Annotated in this window: 14 protein-coding genes; 11 read left to right on the top strand and 3 right to left on the bottom strand. The window is 71.0% G+C overall.

Going from position 1 to position 18,159, the window contains the following annotated elements:
• Positions 1–122: 122 nt before the first annotated feature.
• The 5 genes from ACHFIV_RS17335 (at position 123) to ACHFIV_RS17315 (ending at position 8,354) form a co-directional block, all read left to right on the top strand.
• Entirely contained in the window at positions 123–1,463 is a 1,341-nt protein-coding gene (locus tag ACHFIV_RS17335) for an extracellular solute-binding protein (RefSeq protein ID WP_398969302.1), read from the top strand.
• Positions 1,460–2,419, top strand: coding sequence for a carbohydrate ABC transporter permease (locus ACHFIV_RS17330; RefSeq protein ID WP_398969299.1), 960 nt, complete (start codon positions 1,460–1,462; stop codon positions 2,417–2,419). Before ACHFIV_RS17335 ends, ACHFIV_RS17330 begins: the two co-directional genes overlap by 4 nt.
• A complete protein-coding gene (locus ACHFIV_RS17325; RefSeq protein ID WP_398969296.1) occupies positions 2,416–3,315 on the top strand; it encodes a carbohydrate ABC transporter permease in 900 nt (299 codons plus the stop codon). Before ACHFIV_RS17330 ends, ACHFIV_RS17325 begins: the two co-directional genes overlap by 4 nt.
• Before the next feature lie 211 nt (positions 3,316–3,526).
• The gene (locus ACHFIV_RS17320) at positions 3,527–5,641 is read left to right on the top strand and encodes an MMPL family transporter (protein WP_398969293.1); all 2,115 of its coding nucleotides are present in this window, start codon (positions 3,527–3,529) and stop codon (positions 5,639–5,641) included.
• Positions 5,642–5,651: 10 nt separating this feature from the next.
• Entirely contained in the window at positions 5,652–8,354 is a 2,703-nt protein-coding gene (locus tag ACHFIV_RS17315) for a SpoIIE family protein phosphatase (RefSeq protein ID WP_398969290.1), read from the top strand.
• Positions 8,355–8,369: 15 nt separating this feature from the next.
• Here ACHFIV_RS17315 and ACHFIV_RS17310 read toward each other — a convergent pair whose 3' ends face one another.
• The 3 genes from ACHFIV_RS17310 to ACHFIV_RS17300 all read right to left on the bottom strand — a co-directional run bounded on the left by ACHFIV_RS17310 (position 8,370) and on the right by ACHFIV_RS17300 (position 11,683).
• Positions 8,370–9,002 (bottom strand): class I SAM-dependent methyltransferase, encoded by a 633-nt coding sequence (locus ACHFIV_RS17310; RefSeq protein ID WP_398969287.1) that lies wholly within the window; start codon positions 9,000–9,002, stop codon positions 8,370–8,372.
• A 25-nt stretch (positions 9,003–9,027) separates the two neighbouring features.
• Positions 9,028–9,813, bottom strand: coding sequence for an SAM-dependent methyltransferase (locus ACHFIV_RS17305; protein ID WP_398969285.1), 786 nt, complete (start codon positions 9,811–9,813; stop codon positions 9,028–9,030).
• 145 nt (positions 9,814–9,958) lie between these two features.
• Positions 9,959–11,683: a lysyl oxidase family protein gene (locus ACHFIV_RS17300; protein ID WP_398969281.1), complete on the bottom strand. Its 1,725-nt coding sequence runs from the start codon at positions 11,681–11,683 to the stop codon at positions 9,959–9,961.
• Between the two features lie 441 nt (positions 11,684–12,124).
• Between ACHFIV_RS17300 and ACHFIV_RS17295 the strand changes: the two genes are divergently transcribed.
• The 6 genes from ACHFIV_RS17295 to ACHFIV_RS17270 all read left to right on the top strand — a co-directional run bounded on the left by ACHFIV_RS17295 (position 12,125) and on the right by ACHFIV_RS17270 (position 18,143).
• Positions 12,125–12,886, top strand: coding sequence for a DeoR/GlpR family DNA-binding transcription regulator (locus ACHFIV_RS17295; RefSeq protein ID WP_398969278.1), 762 nt, complete (start codon positions 12,125–12,127; stop codon positions 12,884–12,886).
• Between the two features lie 161 nt (positions 12,887–13,047).
• A complete protein-coding gene (locus ACHFIV_RS17290; protein WP_398969276.1) occupies positions 13,048–14,406 on the top strand; it encodes an ABC transporter substrate-binding protein in 1,359 nt (452 codons plus the stop codon).
• Positions 14,403–15,374, top strand: a complete 972-nt coding sequence (locus tag ACHFIV_RS17285) for a carbohydrate ABC transporter permease (protein WP_398969273.1) — start codon at positions 14,403–14,405, stop codon at positions 15,372–15,374. Before ACHFIV_RS17290 ends, ACHFIV_RS17285 begins: the two co-directional genes overlap by 4 nt.
• Positions 15,371–16,243, top strand: a complete 873-nt coding sequence (locus ACHFIV_RS17280) for a carbohydrate ABC transporter permease (RefSeq protein WP_398969269.1) — start codon at positions 15,371–15,373, stop codon at positions 16,241–16,243. Before ACHFIV_RS17285 ends, ACHFIV_RS17280 begins: the two co-directional genes overlap by 4 nt.
• Positions 16,243–17,232, top strand: coding sequence for a zinc-dependent alcohol dehydrogenase family protein (locus ACHFIV_RS17275; protein WP_398969266.1), 990 nt, complete (start codon positions 16,243–16,245; stop codon positions 17,230–17,232). The genes ACHFIV_RS17280 and ACHFIV_RS17275 overlap by 1 nt, the downstream gene beginning before the upstream one ends.
• A complete protein-coding gene (locus ACHFIV_RS17270; protein ID WP_398969263.1) occupies positions 17,229–18,143 on the top strand; it encodes a PfkB family carbohydrate kinase in 915 nt (304 codons plus the stop codon). The genes ACHFIV_RS17275 and ACHFIV_RS17270 overlap by 4 nt, the downstream gene beginning before the upstream one ends.
• The last annotated feature ends 16 nt before the right edge of the window (positions 18,144–18,159 follow it).

Raw genomic sequence — 18,159 nt, 5'->3', positions numbered from 1 at the left:
ACGCCGCGATTCCCCGCGCCTACGGTCCCGTCCGAAGTGGCGGGCACGCGTCGAAATCTCGAACGCGCGGCCCCTTCCTTCACCCGTCCCCGCATCTCAGAGACGAGCCGAGACGAGCCGCCATGCAACCACCCCTCCTCAGCCGGCGCCGAGCCCTCGTGGGCGGTGCCGGCGCACTGGCCGCCGCCGGAGCCCTGGGCTCACTGTCCGGCTGCGCCGCGCCCGCGACCGCCGCAGGTCCGGGACAGACCCTGCTGCGGTACTGGCACCTGTTCGGTGGCGGTGACGGCGTCAACATGCAGGGAATGCTGGACGGCTTCAGGGCCGGGCACCCGGACATCGCCCTGGAGGCCTCGACCTTGCAGTGGGGCGCCCCCTACTACACCAAGCTCGGCATGGCCGGTGCCGGTGGCCGGGCCCCCGAGCTCGCCGCCCTGCACCTCGCCCGCCTCGCGGGGTTCGCGCCCGGCAGGCTACTCGACCCGTTCGACCTCGGCCTGCTGGCCGAACACGGTGTGCGGGAGGAGGACTTCCCGCCGGACATCTGGCGCCGGGGCCGGACGGGGGGCAAGCAGTACGCCGTCCCGCTCGACACCCACCCCTTCGTCCTCTACTACCAGACCGAGATCTGCGAGAAGGCCGGACTCATGGCGGGCGGCCGGCTCAAACCGGTCAGCGGCGCGCAGGAGTTCGCCGACGCGCTGCGGGCCGCGAGGAAGACGACCGGGCAGCCGGGTCTGGTGACCGAGACGCTCGGGCCCGACTGCATCACCCCGTGGCGTCTCTTCTCCAGCTTCTACGCGCAGACCGGCGGCACGGTGCTCTCCGCGGACGGGAAACGCCTGGCGCTCGACGACACCAAGGCGCTGCGGGTGCTGGAGTACCTGGCGGGGCTCGTCGAGGAGGGGCTGATGGTGCGCCGCGTCGACTACCCGGGATCCGTCGGCGTCTTCAACGGCGGGAAGACCGCCTTCCACCTCAACGGCGAGTGGGAGATCAGCACCTTCAAGAACACCGGGCTCCCCTTCTCCATGACCCGCATCCCGGCGCTCTTCGGCACCGCGGCCACGCAGGCCGACTGCCACGCCTTCGTCCTGCCGCACCAGGAGGACCGGGGCGGCGCCCCGAACGAGGCGGCCCACACCCTCGTCGCCTGGATGCTCAAGAACTCCGTGGCCTGGGCCGAGGGCGGCCACGTGCCCGCCTACCTCCCGGTGCTGGACGATCCGGCCTACCTCGCTCTCAAGCCGCAGTCCGAATACCGCACCGTGATCGACGACGTGGCACTGGACGAACCCGCGTGGTTCGCCGGCTCCGCCTCCCGGCTGTGGATCGAGCTCGGCGCCGTGTTCTCAGGCGTTCTCACCGGCTCCCGGAGCCCGCGCAACGCCCTGACCGAGGCCAAGGCCCGGCTGCGGAAACTCCTCGACACCCGCAACCCCCTTCCGGGAGCCTCCTCATGACGTCCACCACCGCGGCGGCACCGGCTCCCACGGCGAAGCCGGCCGAGCGGGCCGGACGTCCGGCCCGCAGCGTGCGAAGGAAGTGGACCGAGCACGGTCTCGTGTTCATCGCGCCCTTCTTCCTCGTGTACGCCGTGTTCCTGGTCTGGCCGTTGATATCGGGCCTCGGCATGAGTCTCACCAGCGAGAACATCACCGGCGCCGAAGGGGAGTTCGTCGGCCTGGACAACTACGCCGAGGCGGTGCGCGACCCCGAGGTGTGGTCGTCGCTGTGGAACACCGTCTGGTTCACGGTCCTGTCCACCGTCCCCCTCGTCGTCGTCGGTCTCGTGCTGGCACTGATCGCCCACCAGCTGCGGGTGGTGCAGTGGCTGTGGCGGCTCAGCTGGTTCGCACCGTTCCTGCTGCCGTCCGGGGTCGTCTGCCTGCTCTTCCTGAACATGATCCTGCCGTCCGGCTTCGGTCTCGCCGACCAGATGCTCGCGACCGTGGGACTGACACCGGAGATCGGCTGGCTGACGGACGAGCGGTACGCCATGCTCAGCATCGTGGCGACCACCGTCTGGTGGACCGTCGGTTTCAACTTCCTGCTCTACCTCGCGGCCCTCCAGGCCATCCCGGCGCACCTGTACGAGGCCGCGGAACTGGACGGCGCGGGCGCGTGGAACCGGCTCCGGCACATCACCCTGCCGATGCTGCGCCGCACCACCGGTCTGGTCGTGGTCCTCCAGGTGCTGGCCTCGCTGAAGATCTTCGACCAGGTCTACATCATGACCGGTGGCGGCCCCGACGAGTCCACCCGGCCGATCCTCCAGTACGTCTACCAGCAGGGCTTCACGGGCTACCGCATCGGCTACGCGTCGGCCGTCTCCTACATCTTCTTCGCCCTGATCCTGACCGTCTCCCTGGTGCAGCCGTTGCTGTCCCGGCGCCGAGCTGAGGAGGCCGCGAAGTGAGCGGTTCCGCCACCGTCACCACCCGTCCGGCCGCACGCTCCGAGCGGTCCTCGGACGCCGGGGGACGCCGCCCGCGGTGGGCGCCCGGCAGGGTCCTCCTGCTCGTCGTCGCCCTGCTCCTCACCGCGGCCTGGCTCCTCCCGCTGGCCTGGGCCGTCGCCACCTCCCTGAAACCGGAGGGCGACACCACGAGGACACCGCTCTCCTGGGTCGGCTCGCGCGTCACCTTCGACGCGTACAGCAAGGTCTGGGAGTCGGGCGACCTGATGATCTGGCTCCTGAACTCGGCCTACATCTCCGTCATGACCACCCTGCTGACCGTCGTGACGTGCGCGATGGCGGCGTACGGCTTCACCCGCACCGACTTCCGCGGCCGGCGACTGCTCTACGGGCTGGTGCTCGCGGGCATCATGGTGCCCCCTCAGGTGCTCATCGCGCCCCTCTTCCGCGAGATGGTCCAGCTGGGCCTCGTCGACACCTACTGGGGCGTGATCCTGCCCCAGGTCGCCGTGCCGGCCATGGTGTTCATCCTGGTCAAGTTCTTCGAAGGCGTACCGAGGGAACTGGAGGAGGCGGCGTTCGTCGACGGCGCCGGACGCTGGCGGGTGTTCTGGACGATCGTCATACCGCTGTCCCGGCCCGTCCTGGCGGCCGTCGCGATCTTCACCTTCATCTCGACCTGGAACAACTTCCTCTGGCCGTTCCTCGTCACCACCGACCCGGGGGGCATGACCCTGCCGGTCGGCCTCGTCAACGTCCAGTCGACCTTCGGGGTGCGCTACGCCCAGATCATGGCCTCGCTCGTGATCGCGGGGATGCCGCTCCTGATCGTCTTCGCGTTCTTCCAGCGGCAGATCGTCCGCGGTATCGCGCACACCGGTCTCGCCGGACAGTAGGCCCCGGCACCGGGTCCGCGCCCGTACGGACGGCACGGCATCCGTACGGGCGCCGGACGGTCTCCACACCCCTGGCCCTCCTGCCCGGGCCCCGAACACCGCGCTGGTCCGACCGGGGCCCGCGGAAGGCGCCCACGGCATGTCGCCGGCCCGCCCGCACCCGTGCCCCCTACTGTCGCCGCCACGGAACAGGACGAGGCGGGGGAGCGGCATGCGCGAAGTTGCCCGGCTGCTGTGCGGACGGCGGACCAAGTGGCTCGTCGTGGTGTTCTGGCTCATCGTCCTCGTCCTGGCGGCGCCGCTCGCCGGGAAACTCATGGACGCCCAGGACAACGACGCCACCTCCTGGCTGCCGAGCAGCGCCGAGTCCACCCGGGTGTGGGACGAGTCCATGGATTTCCGGCCCGAGATCATCACCACCGTCGTGGTGTACGCGCGTGAAGGCGGCCTGACCGCGGCGGACCGCGGCCGGATCACCCAGGACGTGCGGCAGCTGACGACGCTGCGCGCCCACGGCGTACGGGGTGAGGAGACCCGCGGTCCGCTCTACTCCCGCGGGGCCGACCCGGCCGCCGCCCAGATCTTCGTACCGGTCACCATGGACGAGAAGGGCTGGGAGCGCATCGGCCCGGCCGTCGACTCGGTGCGGGACGTCGTGGGAAGCGGCGGCGGAGGGCTCAGCGTCCACATCTCCGGCCCGGGAGGGGTCGCGGCCGACTCGTCCGAGGCCTTCTCGGGCATCGACTCGACGCTGCTCCTCGCCGCCCTGGCCGTCGTGATCGTCATGCTGCTGATCACCTACCGCAGTCCGACCCTGCTCGTGCTGCCGGTGGTCGCGGTCGTCGCCGCCCTCCTCACCGCTCAGGCCCTCATCTACCTCCTCGCGGCGCACGCGGGCCTCACCGTCAACGGGCAGAGCGCGGGCATCCTCACCGTGCTGGTCTTCGGCGCCGGCACGGACTACGCCCTGCTCCTCGTCGCCCGGTACCGCGAGGAACTGCGACGCCACGAGGACCGGCACGAGGCCATGGCACGGGCGTTGCACCGGGCGGGGCCCGCCGTGCTGGCCAGCAGCGGGACCGTCCTGCTGAGCATGCTCGTGCTGCTGGCCGCCGAGATGAACTCGACCCGGGGCCTCGGTCCGGTGGCGGCGATCGGGGTGGCCGTCGCGCTCGTCGCCATGCTGACGCTCCTCCCGGCCCTCCTGGTGATCTTCGGCCGCTGGGTCTTCTGGCCGGTCGTCCCGCACTTCGGCAGCCCCGAGCCCACCGAGCACGGGTTCTGGGCGCGTACCGGACACCGGCTCGCGCTGCGTCCGCGCCGGTACTGGGTGGCCACCGCGCTGGTGCTCGCGGCCCTGTCCCTGGGGCTCGTCCAGCTGCGAGCGGCGGGTCTCAGCAACGCCGACTCCTTCACCGGCAGACCGGACTCCATCGCCGGACAGGAGATCCAGAACCGGTACTTCCCGGCCGGGAGCGGCAGCCCTCTCGTCGTGATCGCGGCGGCGGACCGGAGCGCCCAGGTGCGCACCGCCGTCCAGGCCACCCGAGGGGTGGTCCCGGGATCGCTGGTCGTACCGCCCGGCGCACGTCCGGAGCACGACGGGCGGGTCATCTTCGAGGCGACCCTGAGCGACGCCGCCGACAGTGAACGGGCCAGGAGGACCGTCGAGCGGGCCAGGGAGGCCGTGCACCGGATTCCCGGCGCGGACGCGCAGGTCGGAGGCGACACGGCGGCGGCGCTCGACATGGACGCCGCCACCCGCCACGACAACCTGCTGATCATCCCGCTGGTGCTGCTGGTCGTACTGATCATCCTGGCTCTGGTGCTGCGTTCCCTGCTGGCGCCGTTGCTGCTGATCGCGACAGTGGTCCTGTCCTTCGCGGCCGCGCTCGGTGTCAGCGCGCTCGTCTTCCGCCATGTCTTCGACTACGCGGGCGAGACGACGGACTTCCCGCTCTTCGTCTTCGTGTTCCTCGTGGCGCTCGGCATCGACTACAACATTTTCCTGACCACCCGCATCCGTGAGGAGGCCCTGCACCAGGGCACCCGCGCCGGCGTGGTCACCGGTCTCGCGGCCACCGGGGCGGTCATCACCTCGGCCGGCCTGGTCCTGGCCGGCACCTTCGCGGCGCTCGGGACCCTCCCGGTGGTGGCCTTCGCCGAGATCGGCTTCGCGGTCGCGCTGGGCGTGCTCCTCGACACCTTCGTCGTGCGGTCCGTGCTGGTCACCTCCCTCTTCCTGGACATCGGACCGCGTGTCTGGTGGCCGCATCCGATGTCCCACGAGGCCGGCGGGGCGGCGAGGAGGCGGGAAGCCGTGTAGAAAGGGGGACATGGCCGGACGCTACGGCCGCCCGCGGTCGTTCCTGCGCATCAGGAGCCTCGCTGGTCAGGTCTTCCTCCTGCAGGTGGCGATCGTGGTGTTGCTCGTCGCGGCATCCGTGACGGCGCTCGTGCTGCAGTCCCGCGCCGACAGCGAACGCGAGGCCCGCAACCGCTCGGTCGCCGTGGCCGAGACCTTCGCGAACAGCCCGGGCATGGAAGCGGCCCTGGAGAGCCCCGACCCCACCGCCGTGCTCCAGCCGAAGGCCGAGGCGGCGCGGAAGGGCTCCGGAGTGGACTTCCTCGTCGTCATGAACCTGGAGTCCGTGCGCTACACCCACCCCCTTCCCGACCGGATCGGCAAGAAGTTCGTGGGCGAGGTGGAGCCGGCCCTGGACGGCCGTGTCGTCACCGAGAAGGTCGACGGAACCATCGGTCCTCTCGTCCAGGCCGTGGTGCCCGTGGCCGGCGCGAACGGCGAGGTGGTGGGGCTGGTGTCCGCCGGTATCACCATCAAGAACGTGAGCGGCGTCGTCGAGAACCAGTTCCCCCTCCTGTTCGGCTCGGCCGCCGGGATACTGCTGCTGACCACGGGAGGCACCGCACTGGTCACCAGACGCCTGAAACGTCAGACGCACGGTCTCGGCCCGACCGAGATGACCCGGATGTACGAACACCACGACGCGGTCCTGCACGCCGTGCGGGAGGGCGTGGTCATCGTCGGCGGCGACGGGCGGCTGCTGCTCGCCAACGACGAGGCGCGACGGCTCCTCGGCCTCCCTCCGGGCGCCGAGGGCACGCCCGTACCCGAGCTGGGGCTGGGCCCGGTCACCACCGCGCTGCTGGCCTCGGGGCGCAGGGCGACCGACGAGGTGCACTCCGTGGGTGGCCGGCTGCTGGCCGTCAGCCAACGGGCCACCGACAGGAACGGCGGGCCTCCCGGCAGCGTGACGACCCTGCGGGACACCACGGAGCTGCAGGCCCTCACCGGCAGCGCCGCCATGGCGCGCGGCAGGCTGAAGCTGCTCTACGACGCGGGCACCGAGATCGGCACCGCCCTGGACGTCGTACGGACGTGCGAGGAACTGGCGGACTTCGCCACGGAGAGGTTCGCCGACTACGCCACCGTGGACCTGGCCGAGGGAGTGCTGCGAGGCGAGGAACCCACGGCCGCCCGCGCCACCACCGACGGACTGCGCCGCTCGGCGTTCAGCGGGCCCCGCGAGGACACGGGACTCCACACGCTGGGCTCGGTGATCCGCTTCCCGCCCGGCACCGACATCGGTGCGGGCCTGCTCAGGGGCGAAGCCGTCCTGGACACCGACCTGACACAGCTCTCCGGCTGGCAGGAGCCCGACCCCGAACGCGCCGCACGCCTCGTGGCGTGCGGGTTCCACTCCATGATCGCCGTCCCGATGCGGGCCAGGGGAGTGATCCTGGGCGTGGCCATGTTCTGGAGGGCGCAGCGACCCGAAGCCTTCGAGGACGAGGACCTGTCCGTGGCGGAGGAGATCGTCGCCCGAGCCGCGGTGAGCATAGACAACGCCCGTCGTTACTCGCGCGAGCACAACGTGGCGGTGACCCTCCAGCGCAGCCTGCTGCCGCAGGGCCTTCCCGACCAGAGCGCCATCGACGCCGCCTACCGGTACCTCCCCGCGATGGCGGGGCTGGGAGGCCTGGGCGGTGTCGGCGGTGACTGGTTCGACATCATCCCGCTGCCCGGCGCCCGGGTCGCGCTCGTGGTCGGCGACGTGGTCGGCCACGGACTCCACGCCGCCGCCACCATGGGGCGGCTGCGCACGGCGGTCCACAACTTCTCCACCTTGGACCTGCCCCCCGACGAACTGCTGTGGCATCTGGACGAGCTCGTGGCCCGGATCGATCTCGACGAGTCGGCCGAGGGTTCCGAGGGGGGCGGTGTCACCGGGGCGACCTGTCTCTACGCGATCTACGACCCCGCGTCCGGCCGCTGCACCATGGCGCGGGCCGGCCATCTCCAGCCGGTGATCGTCAGCCCCGACGGCGAGGCCGTCTTCGCGGACGTGCCCGGCGGCCCGCCCCTGGGGCTCGGCGGCATGCCCTTCGAGACCCTCGACGTGCGCCTCCCGGAGAACAGCCGGCTGGTGCTCTACACGGACGGGCTCGTCGAGGACCGGCTCCGCGACATCGACGAAGGTCTGGAACTGCTGCGCGAGACGCTGTCCGGCCATCCCGACCGGACCCCGGAGGAGACCTGCGAGGCCGTCCTGCGCGTCCTGGTGCCCGCCAGGGCCCGCGACGACATCGCGCTCCTCGTCGGCCGCACCCGCTGTCTCGCGGCCGAGGACGTGGCGGAGTGGGACGTTCCGTCCGACCCCTCGGCGGTCGCCGGAGTCCGCTCCGACGTGTCCCGCAAGCTCATGGAGTGGAACCTGGCCGAGGAGGCCTTCACGACCGAGCTGATCCTCAGCGAACTGGTCACCAACTCCATCCGCTACGCCACCGGCCCCATCCGCGTACGGCTCATCCGCGACCGGACGCTGATCTGCGAGGTGTTCGACCGCAGCAGCACCTCACCCCATCTGCGCCAGGCGGCCAGCATGGACGAGGGGGGACGGGGACTGTTCCTCGTCGCCCAGCTGGCCGAACGCTGGGGCACCCGCTACACCGACGACGGCGGCAAGGTCATCTGGACGGAGCAACTGATGCAGCCGGATCTGGACGGGCCGGGGTGACCGGAGGAGGCCGGTTCACCGGCGGCAGTCCAGAAAGAGGTGCGGTTCGGGCACCGCCCCCGGATGGGACGGCGTGAAGACCGTCTCCTGCGCCCGTACGACGCTGAGCCCGGCCCCGGTCACGAGCGCCCTGAACGCGTCAGGGCCGAAGCTGGTCACCCGTACCTCCTGGCCCATGAAGACGGCGCTCACCCCCTCCACGTCCAGTGGCACGGTCGCCAGGACGAGATGGCCGCCCGGCTTGAGCGCCCCCGCCAGGCGGCACACGAGCGAGCGCTGCTCGTCGCGTGACATCTGGAGCAGTGAGAAGTAGACGCAGACAGCGTCGAAGCTCTCCTCCGCCAGGGGGAGCTCACGGATGTCGGCGCAGCGGAAGGAGGCCCCGGGGACGCGCTCGGAAGCCAGTTCCACCATGACGGGCGAGACATCGACACCCAGCACCCGGTGTCCGGCGGCCGCCAGCGCCTGGGCGGTCGGGCGGCCCGTTCCGCTGCCGACGTCCAGGACGGCGCTGTGCGGCGCCAGCCGCTCCAGCAGCCGGCCGAGCGAGGCGTGGTGCGCGGCCGAGCCGGCGAAGGCCGTCTCGTAGTCGGCGCCGATGGCGTCGAACGCCTCGGCTGCCGGGTGGTGGTGGTGGCCTTCCGCCATGAGGGCGTCCCCTTCCGGACCGGTGCTACGGGATGCGGGCGACAGCGACGTAGACACCGCTGAACTCGAGCTCGGGGGCCGGCGTGCCGCGGAACCACTCGGGAGCCGTCACCAGGCCCGGCTCGACGATGTCCAGGCCCTCGAAGAAGCGGGCGAACTCGGCTCGGGTGCGCAGCGCGAGCCGGATGCCGCCCTTGCAGTACTCCGCCGCGCCCTGTTCTCCGCGCTCGGGGTTCACGTCCGACGCGCCTTGGGACAGCACGACGTAGCTGCCCGGAGCCAGCGCGGCCGTCAGCCTGCGCACGATGGCCTGCGGGTCCTGGTCGTCGGGGAGGAAGTGGAGGAGTCCCAGGAGCGAGAGGGCGATGGGGCGGTCGAAGTCCAGGACCTTGCGGGCCGCCCCGATGATGGTCTCGGGTTCGAGCACGTCCGCGTGCACGTAGTCCGTGGCCCCCTCCGGCCGGCTGATCAGGAGGGCTTCCGCGTGCCGCAGCACGATCGGGTCGTTGTCGCAGTAGACCACGCGTGCGTGCGGGCTGATCTCCTGGGCGATCTGGTGCAGGTTCGGCGCGGTCGGGATGCCCGTGCCGATGTCGAGGAACTGGCTGACGCCCTCGCCGGCCAGCCAGGCCGTCGCGCGGTTCATGAAGGCGCGGTTCTGGAACGCCCCGGCCTTGGCCTCGGCCGGCAGGTGCTCGGCCACCGCCTGGTCCACCGGGTAGTTGTCCTTGCCGCCGAGCAGGGAGTCGTAGACGCGTGCCGAGTGGGGCCTGCTGGTGTCGATCGGGGGGTGAGGTGTCCCAGTCGTCATGACGAGCTCCGTTGCAGATGGGGTGGACCGCTCCACCTGCGAAGTCTGCCACAGCAACTCAGGTGTGAAGGACAGCGGTTGACGCTGCGAGGTGAGGGCAGCGGCCCCCGGGGCGATGGCCGGGGGCCGCGTGGGAGGCCGCGTGTCAGGGGGCGTCGACCAGGTCGTGCCGGGGAACGGTCACCGTGCGGGCGCCGGGCTTGCCGCCCAGGACCACCTTGCGAAGGGCGCTGTTGTTCCCGAGGTCGGTCTCCTTGAGCCGCTTCTCCGGGTTGGCGAGCACCTGGATGTAGTAGGTGCCGTTCGCCAGGCCGGTGATGTCGAAGGACTGACCCGGCAGGTCCTGGGTGTACGTGTCACCGGAACCCACGTCGAGAACCTCCCGCACGGAGATGGAGTTCTCCTGGCCGCAGGCCGTCGACAGATCGGTGTTGTCGGGGTGCCAGTTGGCGTTCTTCACCGTGTAGTCGACCGCGTCGGTGTTGGCCAGGCAGAAGGCCTCCTTGCCGCTGCGCACGGTCTCCTTCTGGTCGGCCTTCAGCAGCCGGTAGCTCGCGAAGTCGGTGAAGTGCCAGTGCTCGTGCCCCGGCCGGGGGTCCCACTCCATGGTGCCGGTGGGCGTGTAGCCGACCTGCTTGCCCGAGGCGTCGTAGAAGTACTGGTAGGCGTCCATCAGTTCGTTGCCCGGCTTGCGGAAGCCGTCGACCACGAGTTGCGCCGGGCCCGCGTTCCACACGTTGGCGCTGAAGGCCAGGTAGTCCTTGCCGGGGGCGCCGGTGTCACCCTGACCGATGGTGATGCCGTAGGCGGGCAGGGAACGCAGGTCGGGCTTGGGGACGTCCGGCACGGTCGCCGTGCCCGTCGGACGCTTGGCGTTCGGCCGGGCCGCGGGTGCCTGCCGTGAGCCGTCCGTGCGACCCGGCCCGTCGCCCTGTGCCGCCCGGAGCCCCGCGCGCTTCGCGGCCCAGGGCACGGCGGCCGGAGCCGGCGGGTGGGGACCGTGGCCCACGTTGTACGAGGGGCCCGCCCCGGTGGTACCCGACACCGGGGCGGGTGTACGCGTCGCGGTGTGACCGGCGTGGCCGCCGTGGCCGGAGTGTCCCGCCTCGTGGCCCGCGTGCCCTGACGCGGAACGGGCGCCGGCGGCGGCAGCGGGGCTCTCCTCCTCCCAACTGCGCTCGCGCACCGTGACCTTGACGGTCTGCGGCGCATCGGTCATCCCGAACAGATCGCGGTAGCGCTGGGTGACGGACACCTCGGCGGTGTACGTCCCAGCCGGCAGGGCCACCGGCGCCGCGTAGTAGCCGGCGTAGGTGTTGGACGCCCAGCCGCTCTCCACGCCCCACACCGATCCGAGCGTGAAGGGGTTGGTCGGGCAGCTCTCGGGATACTTCGACGTGGACGGGGCGTCGGGCAGGATCCGGCCCGACGCGTTGTTCGGGCAGAACGACTCCGTACGGTTCACCACCGCCTTGCCCGAGGCGTCCCGGACCGTGACGCGGACGAAGTCCGGCAGCCCCGAGAAGTCCTTCACCAGGCCTTCGGGGAGCGCCCTGGTGCGGGTCTTCTTCCCCTCGCGGATGACCTGGGTGGCGACGACGGGGTCCTTGTAGCTCTTCCGGGTCACCCGCAGCTCGAGCGGCGCCCCGGACGCGGTGAGATACGTCCCGAGGTCCAGGTAGACGCCCGGATCCTCCTTCCACGAGTCGAGGGTCACCGACTTCGAAGCGGCGACCAGACCGAGCTGAGGGGACGTCCGCGCCTGCTTGCCGTCAGGCGCCGCGGCGACGACGCCGGCGGTCACGGTGATCGCCGCGGCGGCGGCGACCGCCGGACGCCACAGGCGGCTGCGGGGGGTTCTGATGCTCATCGTTCTCCGATGTCCGAGTGCCCCGAGGGGCGGTGGAGTCGCTTTGCCCGTGAGAGGCGACAACCGTGGCCGGAGGTTGTCCGAAGACGCTTGGGGCAGGGATTGTTGGCCGAAATCAGGCATTGAGGTGTGCAATGAGACATTTCCAGGCTGTTCCGCCGGTGAACTCGAGGCGGCTGTGCTAGAAGCCCGGATGCCTGTGTGACCGCCTGCGGGCATGAAACGGGCGTCCTCCCGAGCGGAACGGGCACCACCCGGCCTCTCGCCGCCCGCCCTCGTCCACGCCACCAGCGGGCTGCCCGTGAGGAAACGGGCATGAACGGGCGCAGGCCAGGTCGCGAAGAAGCTGGTCGAACGGCCGTTCATGCTTGTACAAACAATGCGTGGGCCCGAACGGACGCCGGGACCACACCGGATCCGTACTAGCGCTGGGATGGTGGCGTGGGCACCGAGGAACGCCGACGAGGAATTCTCGAGACGGCCCGACAGGACGGTTCCGTCGACGTGAACCAACTGGCCGAACGCTTCCAGGTGGCCAAGGAGACCATCAGGCGCGACCTGCACACACTCGAGGAGCACGGCCTCGTACGGCGCACGCACGGTGGTGCGTACCCGGTCGAGAGCGCAGGCTTCGAGACCACCCTGGCGATGCGCACCACCCACCACGTGCCGCAGAAGTCACGGATCGCGCGAGCCGCCGCCGACCTGCTCGGTGACGCCGAGACGGTCTTCGTCGACGAGGGCTTCACCCCGCAGCTCATCGCCGAGGCGCTTCCGCGCGACCGGCCGCTCACCGTGGTCACCGCCTCCCTGGCCGTCGCGACGGTTCTCGCGGACGTCGAGAAGACCGCCGTTCTCCTGCTCGGCGGACGACTGCGCGGCAGCACCATGGCGACCGTCGACCACTGGGCCACCCGCATGCTCGCCGACTTCGTCATCGACCTGGCGTACGTCGGCGCCAACGGGATCTCCCGCCAGTACGGTCTGACCACCCCGGACCCGGCCGTCGGCGAAGTCAAGGCGCAGGCCATGCGCAGCGCCCGCCGCCGGGTCTTCGCAGGCGTCCACTCGAAGTTCGGAGCGGTCAGCTTCTTTCGTTTCGCCGGGGTCGGGGACTTCGAGGCCATCGTCACCGACACCGGGCTGCCGTCGGCGGAAGCCCAGCGCTACTCGCTCCTCGGCCCGAACGTCATCCGGGTCTGACCGGACCCGGCGCGGGTCCCGCCCGCCGTCCCCGTCCCCGCCCGCCTTCCCGCTCCCGCCGCGAGGCCGGAGGGCAGCCCGGCCGTGCCCACAACCGTCAAGCGGAGCCGCGAGGGCACCGGCACCGATCCATGAGCCGCTACGACCGATCAGGAGAACTTATGCCCCACCAGCAACGACGCCGTGGAATCCGCGTGCGTGCGGTCGCGGGCACGGCAGTGATGGCTTTCCTCGCCTCCGGGTGCGCCGGCGCCGGAGGCACCGCGTTCGGAGGCGGTGACGCGCTGAACGTACTCATGGTGAACAACCCGCAGATGGTCGAACTGCAGAAGCTCACCGCGAAGCACTTCACCGCGGAGACCGGCATCAAGGTCCACTTCACCGTGCTCCCGGAGAACGACGTCCGCGACAAGATCAGCCAGGACTTCTCCAACCAGGCGGGCCAGTACGACGTCGGCACCATCAGCAACTTCGAGGTGCCCTTCTTCGCGAAGAACGACTGGCTGCACCCGCTCGACTCGTACGCCGCCGCGGACCCGGCCTTCGACCAGGACGACATCCTCGAACCCCTCAGGGAGTCACTCACCGCCGAGGGCAAGCTCTACGCCGAACCCTTCTACGGCGAGTCGTCCTTCCTCATGTACCGCAAGGACGTCTTCGAGGCGAAGGGGCTGACGATGCCCCCGCACCCCACCTGGACGCAGGTGGCCGGACTCGCGGCGAAGACGGACGGCGCCGAGCCCGGCATGAAGGGCATCTGCCTGCGCGGACTGCCCGGCTGGGGCGAGCTCGTCGCCCCGCTCACCACCGTCGTCAACACCATGGGCGGCACCTGGTTCACGAAGGACTGGAAACCCCGGCTCACCTCACCGGAGTTCAGGAAGGCCACGAAGTTCTACGTCGATCTCGTGCGCGAGCACGGCGAGCGCGGTGCCTCCCAGGCCGGGTACGCCGAGTGCCTCAACAACATGACACAGGGCAAGACCGCCATGTGGTACGACGCCACGGCGGGAGCGGGCTCCCTCGAGGCCGCCGGCTCCCCGGTGAAGGGAAAGATCGGCTACGTACCCGCGCCGGTCGAGAGGACCAAGAGCTCGGGGTGGCTCTACACCTGGGCGTGGGGCATCCAGAAGGCCTCCAGGAAGGCCGACGACGCGTGGAAGTTCGTGTCCTGGGCCTCCAGCAAGGAGTACGAGTCACTCGTCGGTGAGACCAGCGGCTGGTCCGACGTCCCGGCAGGGAAACGCGCCTCCACCTACGACAATCCCGAGTACCGCAAGGCGGCCGGTGCGTTCGCGGACGTCACCGAGCAGGCCATCTCCGGCGCCGATCCCAGGAACCCGGGCACCCAGCCGCGCCCCGTGCCCGGCATCCAGTTCGTCGGCATCCCCGAGTTCACCGATCTCGGCACCCGGGTCGCGCAGGAGATCAGCGCCGCCATCGCCGGCCGCCAGTCCGTCGACAAGGCGCTGGCCACCTCCCAGAAGCTGGCCGAACAGGTCGCCAAGGAGTACCGATGACCACAGCAGCCGGCACCACCCCCCAGTCCCCGCCCCGGCCGTCCGCCCCCGGCCCCGCCCCCGCGAGGAGGAGCGGCCCCCGGGCCTGGGCCACCAGGGCTCCGCTCCTGCCCGCCCTGGTCTTCCTGATCGCCGTCACCCAGCTGCCGTTCGTGGCCACCCTGGTGATCTCCCTCTTCGACTGGAACTCCCTCAACCCCGACGAGCGGGCCTTCAACGGCCTGGACAACTACGCCTCCGTCTTCACCGACGCGGCCCTTCGCGACTCGGTCCTCACCACGGTCCTGCTGACCGCGGGTGTCGTCCTCGCGACCGTGGTCCTCGGACTGGCCCTCGCCCTGCTCCTGGACCGCGCGTTCTTCGGCCGCGGCCTGGTCCGTACCCTTCTCATCACGCCGTTCCTGATCGTGCCCGTCTCGGCCGCGCTGCTGTGGAAGCACGCGCTCTACAACCCGGAGTACGGACTCCTCAACGGCGCCCTCAGCTGGATCGGGGAACTCCTCGGCGACACGGACCCGAGCCAGCCGGACTGGATCGCGGACATGCCGCTGCTCGCGGTCATCGCCGCGCTGGTCTGGCAGTGGACGCCGTTCATGATGCTCATCCTCCTCGCCGGGCTGCAGAGCAGGCCCGCGGAAGTCGTCGAGGCCGCGCGCCTCGACGGTGCGAGCGCCTGGCAGACCTTCCGCTACCTGACCCTGCCGCATCTGCGCCGGTACCTCGAACTGGGCGTCCTGCTCGGAGCCGTCTACATCGTGCAGAACTTCGACGCGGTGTTCACGATCACCGCCGGCGGACTGGGCACCGCCAACCTTCCGTACACGATCTACCAGACCTTCTACCAGGCCCATGAATACGGACTGGCGTCCGCCGCGGGAGTCGTGGTGGTGATCGGCACGATCATCATCGCCACCTTCGCGCTCCGGACCGTCTCGTCCCTCTTCAGCGAGGAGGCGAACCGCGCATGACCACCGTCCCCGTCCCCGCCCCGTCCGCGCAACGCGTGCTGCGGCGGGCCCGACGCCGCTCCACCGCTCTGGGCCTGCTGGCCTGGGTGGCAGGACTCGTCTTCTGCCTGCCCGCGCTCTGGATGCTGCTCACGTCGCTGCACGCGGAGCCGGACGCCGCCACCAATCCGCCGTCCGTGTTCGCGCCGCTCACCCTCGACGGCTATCGCGCCTTCTTCGGCTCCGACACCGGCGTCACGCCGTGGCCGCCCCTGCTCAACTCCCTGGGCGCCTCGTTCTTCTCCACGGTCCTGGTGCTCCTGCTGGCGCTTCCGGCGGCGTACGCCCTTTCCATCCGGCGCGTCCCCAAGTGGACGGACGTCATGTTCTTCTTCCTCTCCACGAAGATGCTGCCTGTCGTCGCGGGCCTCCTCCCCGTCTACCTGTTCGCCAAGAACGCCGGGATGCTGGACAACATCTGGCTCCTCGTCCTGCTCTACACCTCGATGAACCTGCCGATCGCCGTGTGGATGATGCAGTCGTTCCTCGCGGACGTGCCGGTGTCCGTGATCGAGGCCGCGCAGGTGGACGGCGCGAGGCTGCCCACCGTCCTGGCCCGGGTGGTCGCACCGATGGCCGCCCCCGGCATCGCGGCGACCGCGCTGATCTGCTTCATCTTCAGCTGGAACGAACTGCTCTTCGCGCGGGTGCTCACCGGTGTCGTCGCCCAGACCGCCCCCGTCTTCCTCACCGGATTCGTCACCAGCCAGGGCCTCTTCCTCGCCCAGCTGTGCGCCGCGTCCGTCGTCGTGTCCCTGCCGGTGCTCGCCGCCGGCTACGCCGCCCAGGACAAACTCGTCCAGGGCCTGTCTCTTGGAGCAGTGAAGTAATGCGGGCAGCGATCGTCGAAGCCCCCGGCAAGGTCTCCGTCACCACCGTTCCCGACCCCACGCCCGGCCCCCGCGAGGTCGTCGTGTCGGTGGCCTCGTGCGGACTGTGCGGGACCGATCTCCACATCCTCCAGGGCGAGTTCGCGCCCACCCTGCCGCTCGTTCCCGGCCATGAGTTCGCCGGTGAGGTCGTGGGCGTCGGACGCGACGTCACGGAGCTGGCCATCGGCGACCGGGTCGCCGTCGACCCCTCCCTGCACTGCCACGAGTGCCGCTACTGCCGCAGCGGACGCGGCAACCTCTGCGAACGCTGGGCCGCCATCGGTGTCACCGTCGCAGGCGGCGCGGCCGAGTACGCGGTCGCCCCCGTGGCCAACTGCGTCAGACTGCCCGAGCACATCGACGTGAAGGACGCCGCCCTCATCGAGCCACTGTCCTGCGCGGTCCGTGGCTACGACGTACTGAGCAGCACCCTCGGAGCCGAGGTGCTGATCTACGGATCCGGCACAATGGGTCTGATGATGCTGGAGCTCGCGAAGCGCACCGGGGCGGCGGGGGTCGACGTCCTGGACGTCAACCCCGACCGCCTCGCCACGGCCGGCCTCCTCGGCTGCTCCCGTGCGGCGGCCGGGGCCGACGAGCTGGACCGCCCCGGCGGCTGGGACGTCGTCATCGACGCCACCGGCAACGCGGCGGCCATCCAGGACGGCCTGGGACGGGTCGCCAAGGGAGGGACGTTCCTGCAGTTCGGGGTCGCCGACTACGCGACGACGGCGGTCATCGAGCCGTACCGGATCTACAACCAGGAGATCACCATCACCGGCTCGATGGCCGTCCTGCACAGTTACGAACGCGCTGCCGCACTCTTCGCCACCGGAGTCCTCGACCCCGCCGTCTTCATCAGCGACCGGCTGCCGCTCGACCGGTACCCGCAGGCCATCGACCGCTTCAAGGCGGGCATCGGCCGCAAGATCGTGGTGGAGCCGTGACCGGCGGGCCCGGTGCCGTCCTGGTGCTCGGCGAGGCGCTCATCGACCTGGTGCCCGTCGACGGGGACGGCGGCGTGCGGGCCGCCCAGTTCGGCGGGGCTCCGGCGAACGTCGCCGTGGGGCTGGCCAGGCTCGGCACCCCGGCGGTGTTCGCCGGGGGACTCGGCGACGACGGCTTCGCCCGCACGATCGAGTCACGGCTGCGGGCGGCCGGGGTCGACCTCGCCCTCTGTGAACACTCGGGCCTGCCCACCGCCCTGGCCGTGGCCGATCCGGGCGCCGGAGGGACGGGCTACCACTTCCACCTCCAGGACACGGCCACGTTCCGCCTGCCGGACCTCTCCGCGCGGGCGGCCGAGTTCGGGGCCGTGTACGCGGGCGGCCTCGCGGCCGTGGTGGAGCCCGCGGCGTCGGCCGTGCGGGCGACCGCCCGCGCGGCTGCCGAGCACTCCCTCCTGGTGGTGGACCCCAACGTCCGCCGGGACCGCACCCTGGGCGCGGACCAGGGAGCGGCGGCGCTGCGCGAGCTGTGCGGCCTCGCCCACGTCGTGAAGGCCAGCGACGAGGACCTGGAGCGGCTGTGGCCCGGAGCCGATCCGGAGGAGACGTGCCGGAAGCTGGCGGCCGGGGGGCGCCTGGTGGTCCTCACCCGGGGCGTGAGGGGCAGCACGGCGTACACCGCCACGGCGCCACCCGTGTCCGTGGCGGCCGTCCCGGTCGGGGTGGTCAACACGATCGGCGCGGGGGACGCGTTCGCAGCTGGCCTGCTGAGCAGGATGGGCGCTCTCGGCACCTTCACGGCGACCCCGGAGCCCGAGGAGGTGCGGGACATGCTGGCCTACGCCTCCGAGGTCGCGGCCTCGGTGTGCGCCCAGGCGGGCACGGAGCCCTCGGCGCCCTGGGCGGAGTGACGCCCGTGGACATGCG

Origin of the sequence: Streptomyces sp. ALB3 (genome assembly GCF_044385685.1) — a bacterium.
Taxonomy (GTDB): Bacteria; Actinomycetota; Actinomycetes; order Streptomycetales; family Streptomycetaceae; genus Streptomyces.
This window is presented reverse-complemented; position numbering and strand designations above follow the sequence as displayed.

Coding starts and splice junctions, on each gene's coding strand:
- ACHFIV_RS17285 (WP_398969273.1), top strand. CDS start 14,403: ATGACCACAGCAGCCGGCACCACCCCCCAGTCCCCGCCCCGGCCGTCC.
- ACHFIV_RS17305 (WP_398969285.1), bottom strand. CDS start 9,813: ATGACGACTGGGACACCTCACCCCCCGATCGACACCAGCAGGCCCCAC.
- ACHFIV_RS17330 (WP_398969299.1), top strand. CDS start 1,460: ATGACGTCCACCACCGCGGCGGCACCGGCTCCCACGGCGAAGCCGGCC.
- ACHFIV_RS17335 (WP_398969302.1), top strand. CDS start 123: ATGCAACCACCCCTCCTCAGCCGGCGCCGAGCCCTCGTGGGCGGTGCC.
- ACHFIV_RS17300 (WP_398969281.1), bottom strand. CDS start 11,683: ATGAGCATCAGAACCCCCCGCAGCCGCCTGTGGCGTCCGGCGGTCGCC.
- ACHFIV_RS17315 (WP_398969290.1), top strand. CDS start 5,652: ATGGCCGGACGCTACGGCCGCCCGCGGTCGTTCCTGCGCATCAGGAGC.
- ACHFIV_RS17310 (WP_398969287.1), bottom strand. CDS start 9,002: ATGGCGGAAGGCCACCACCACCACCCGGCAGCCGAGGCGTTCGACGCC.
- ACHFIV_RS17275 (WP_398969266.1), top strand. CDS start 16,243: ATGCGGGCAGCGATCGTCGAAGCCCCCGGCAAGGTCTCCGTCACCACC.
- ACHFIV_RS17320 (WP_398969293.1), top strand. CDS start 3,527: ATGCGCGAAGTTGCCCGGCTGCTGTGCGGACGGCGGACCAAGTGGCTC.
- ACHFIV_RS17290 (WP_398969276.1), top strand. CDS start 13,048: ATGCCCCACCAGCAACGACGCCGTGGAATCCGCGTGCGTGCGGTCGCG.
- ACHFIV_RS17280 (WP_398969269.1), top strand. CDS start 15,371: ATGACCACCGTCCCCGTCCCCGCCCCGTCCGCGCAACGCGTGCTGCGG.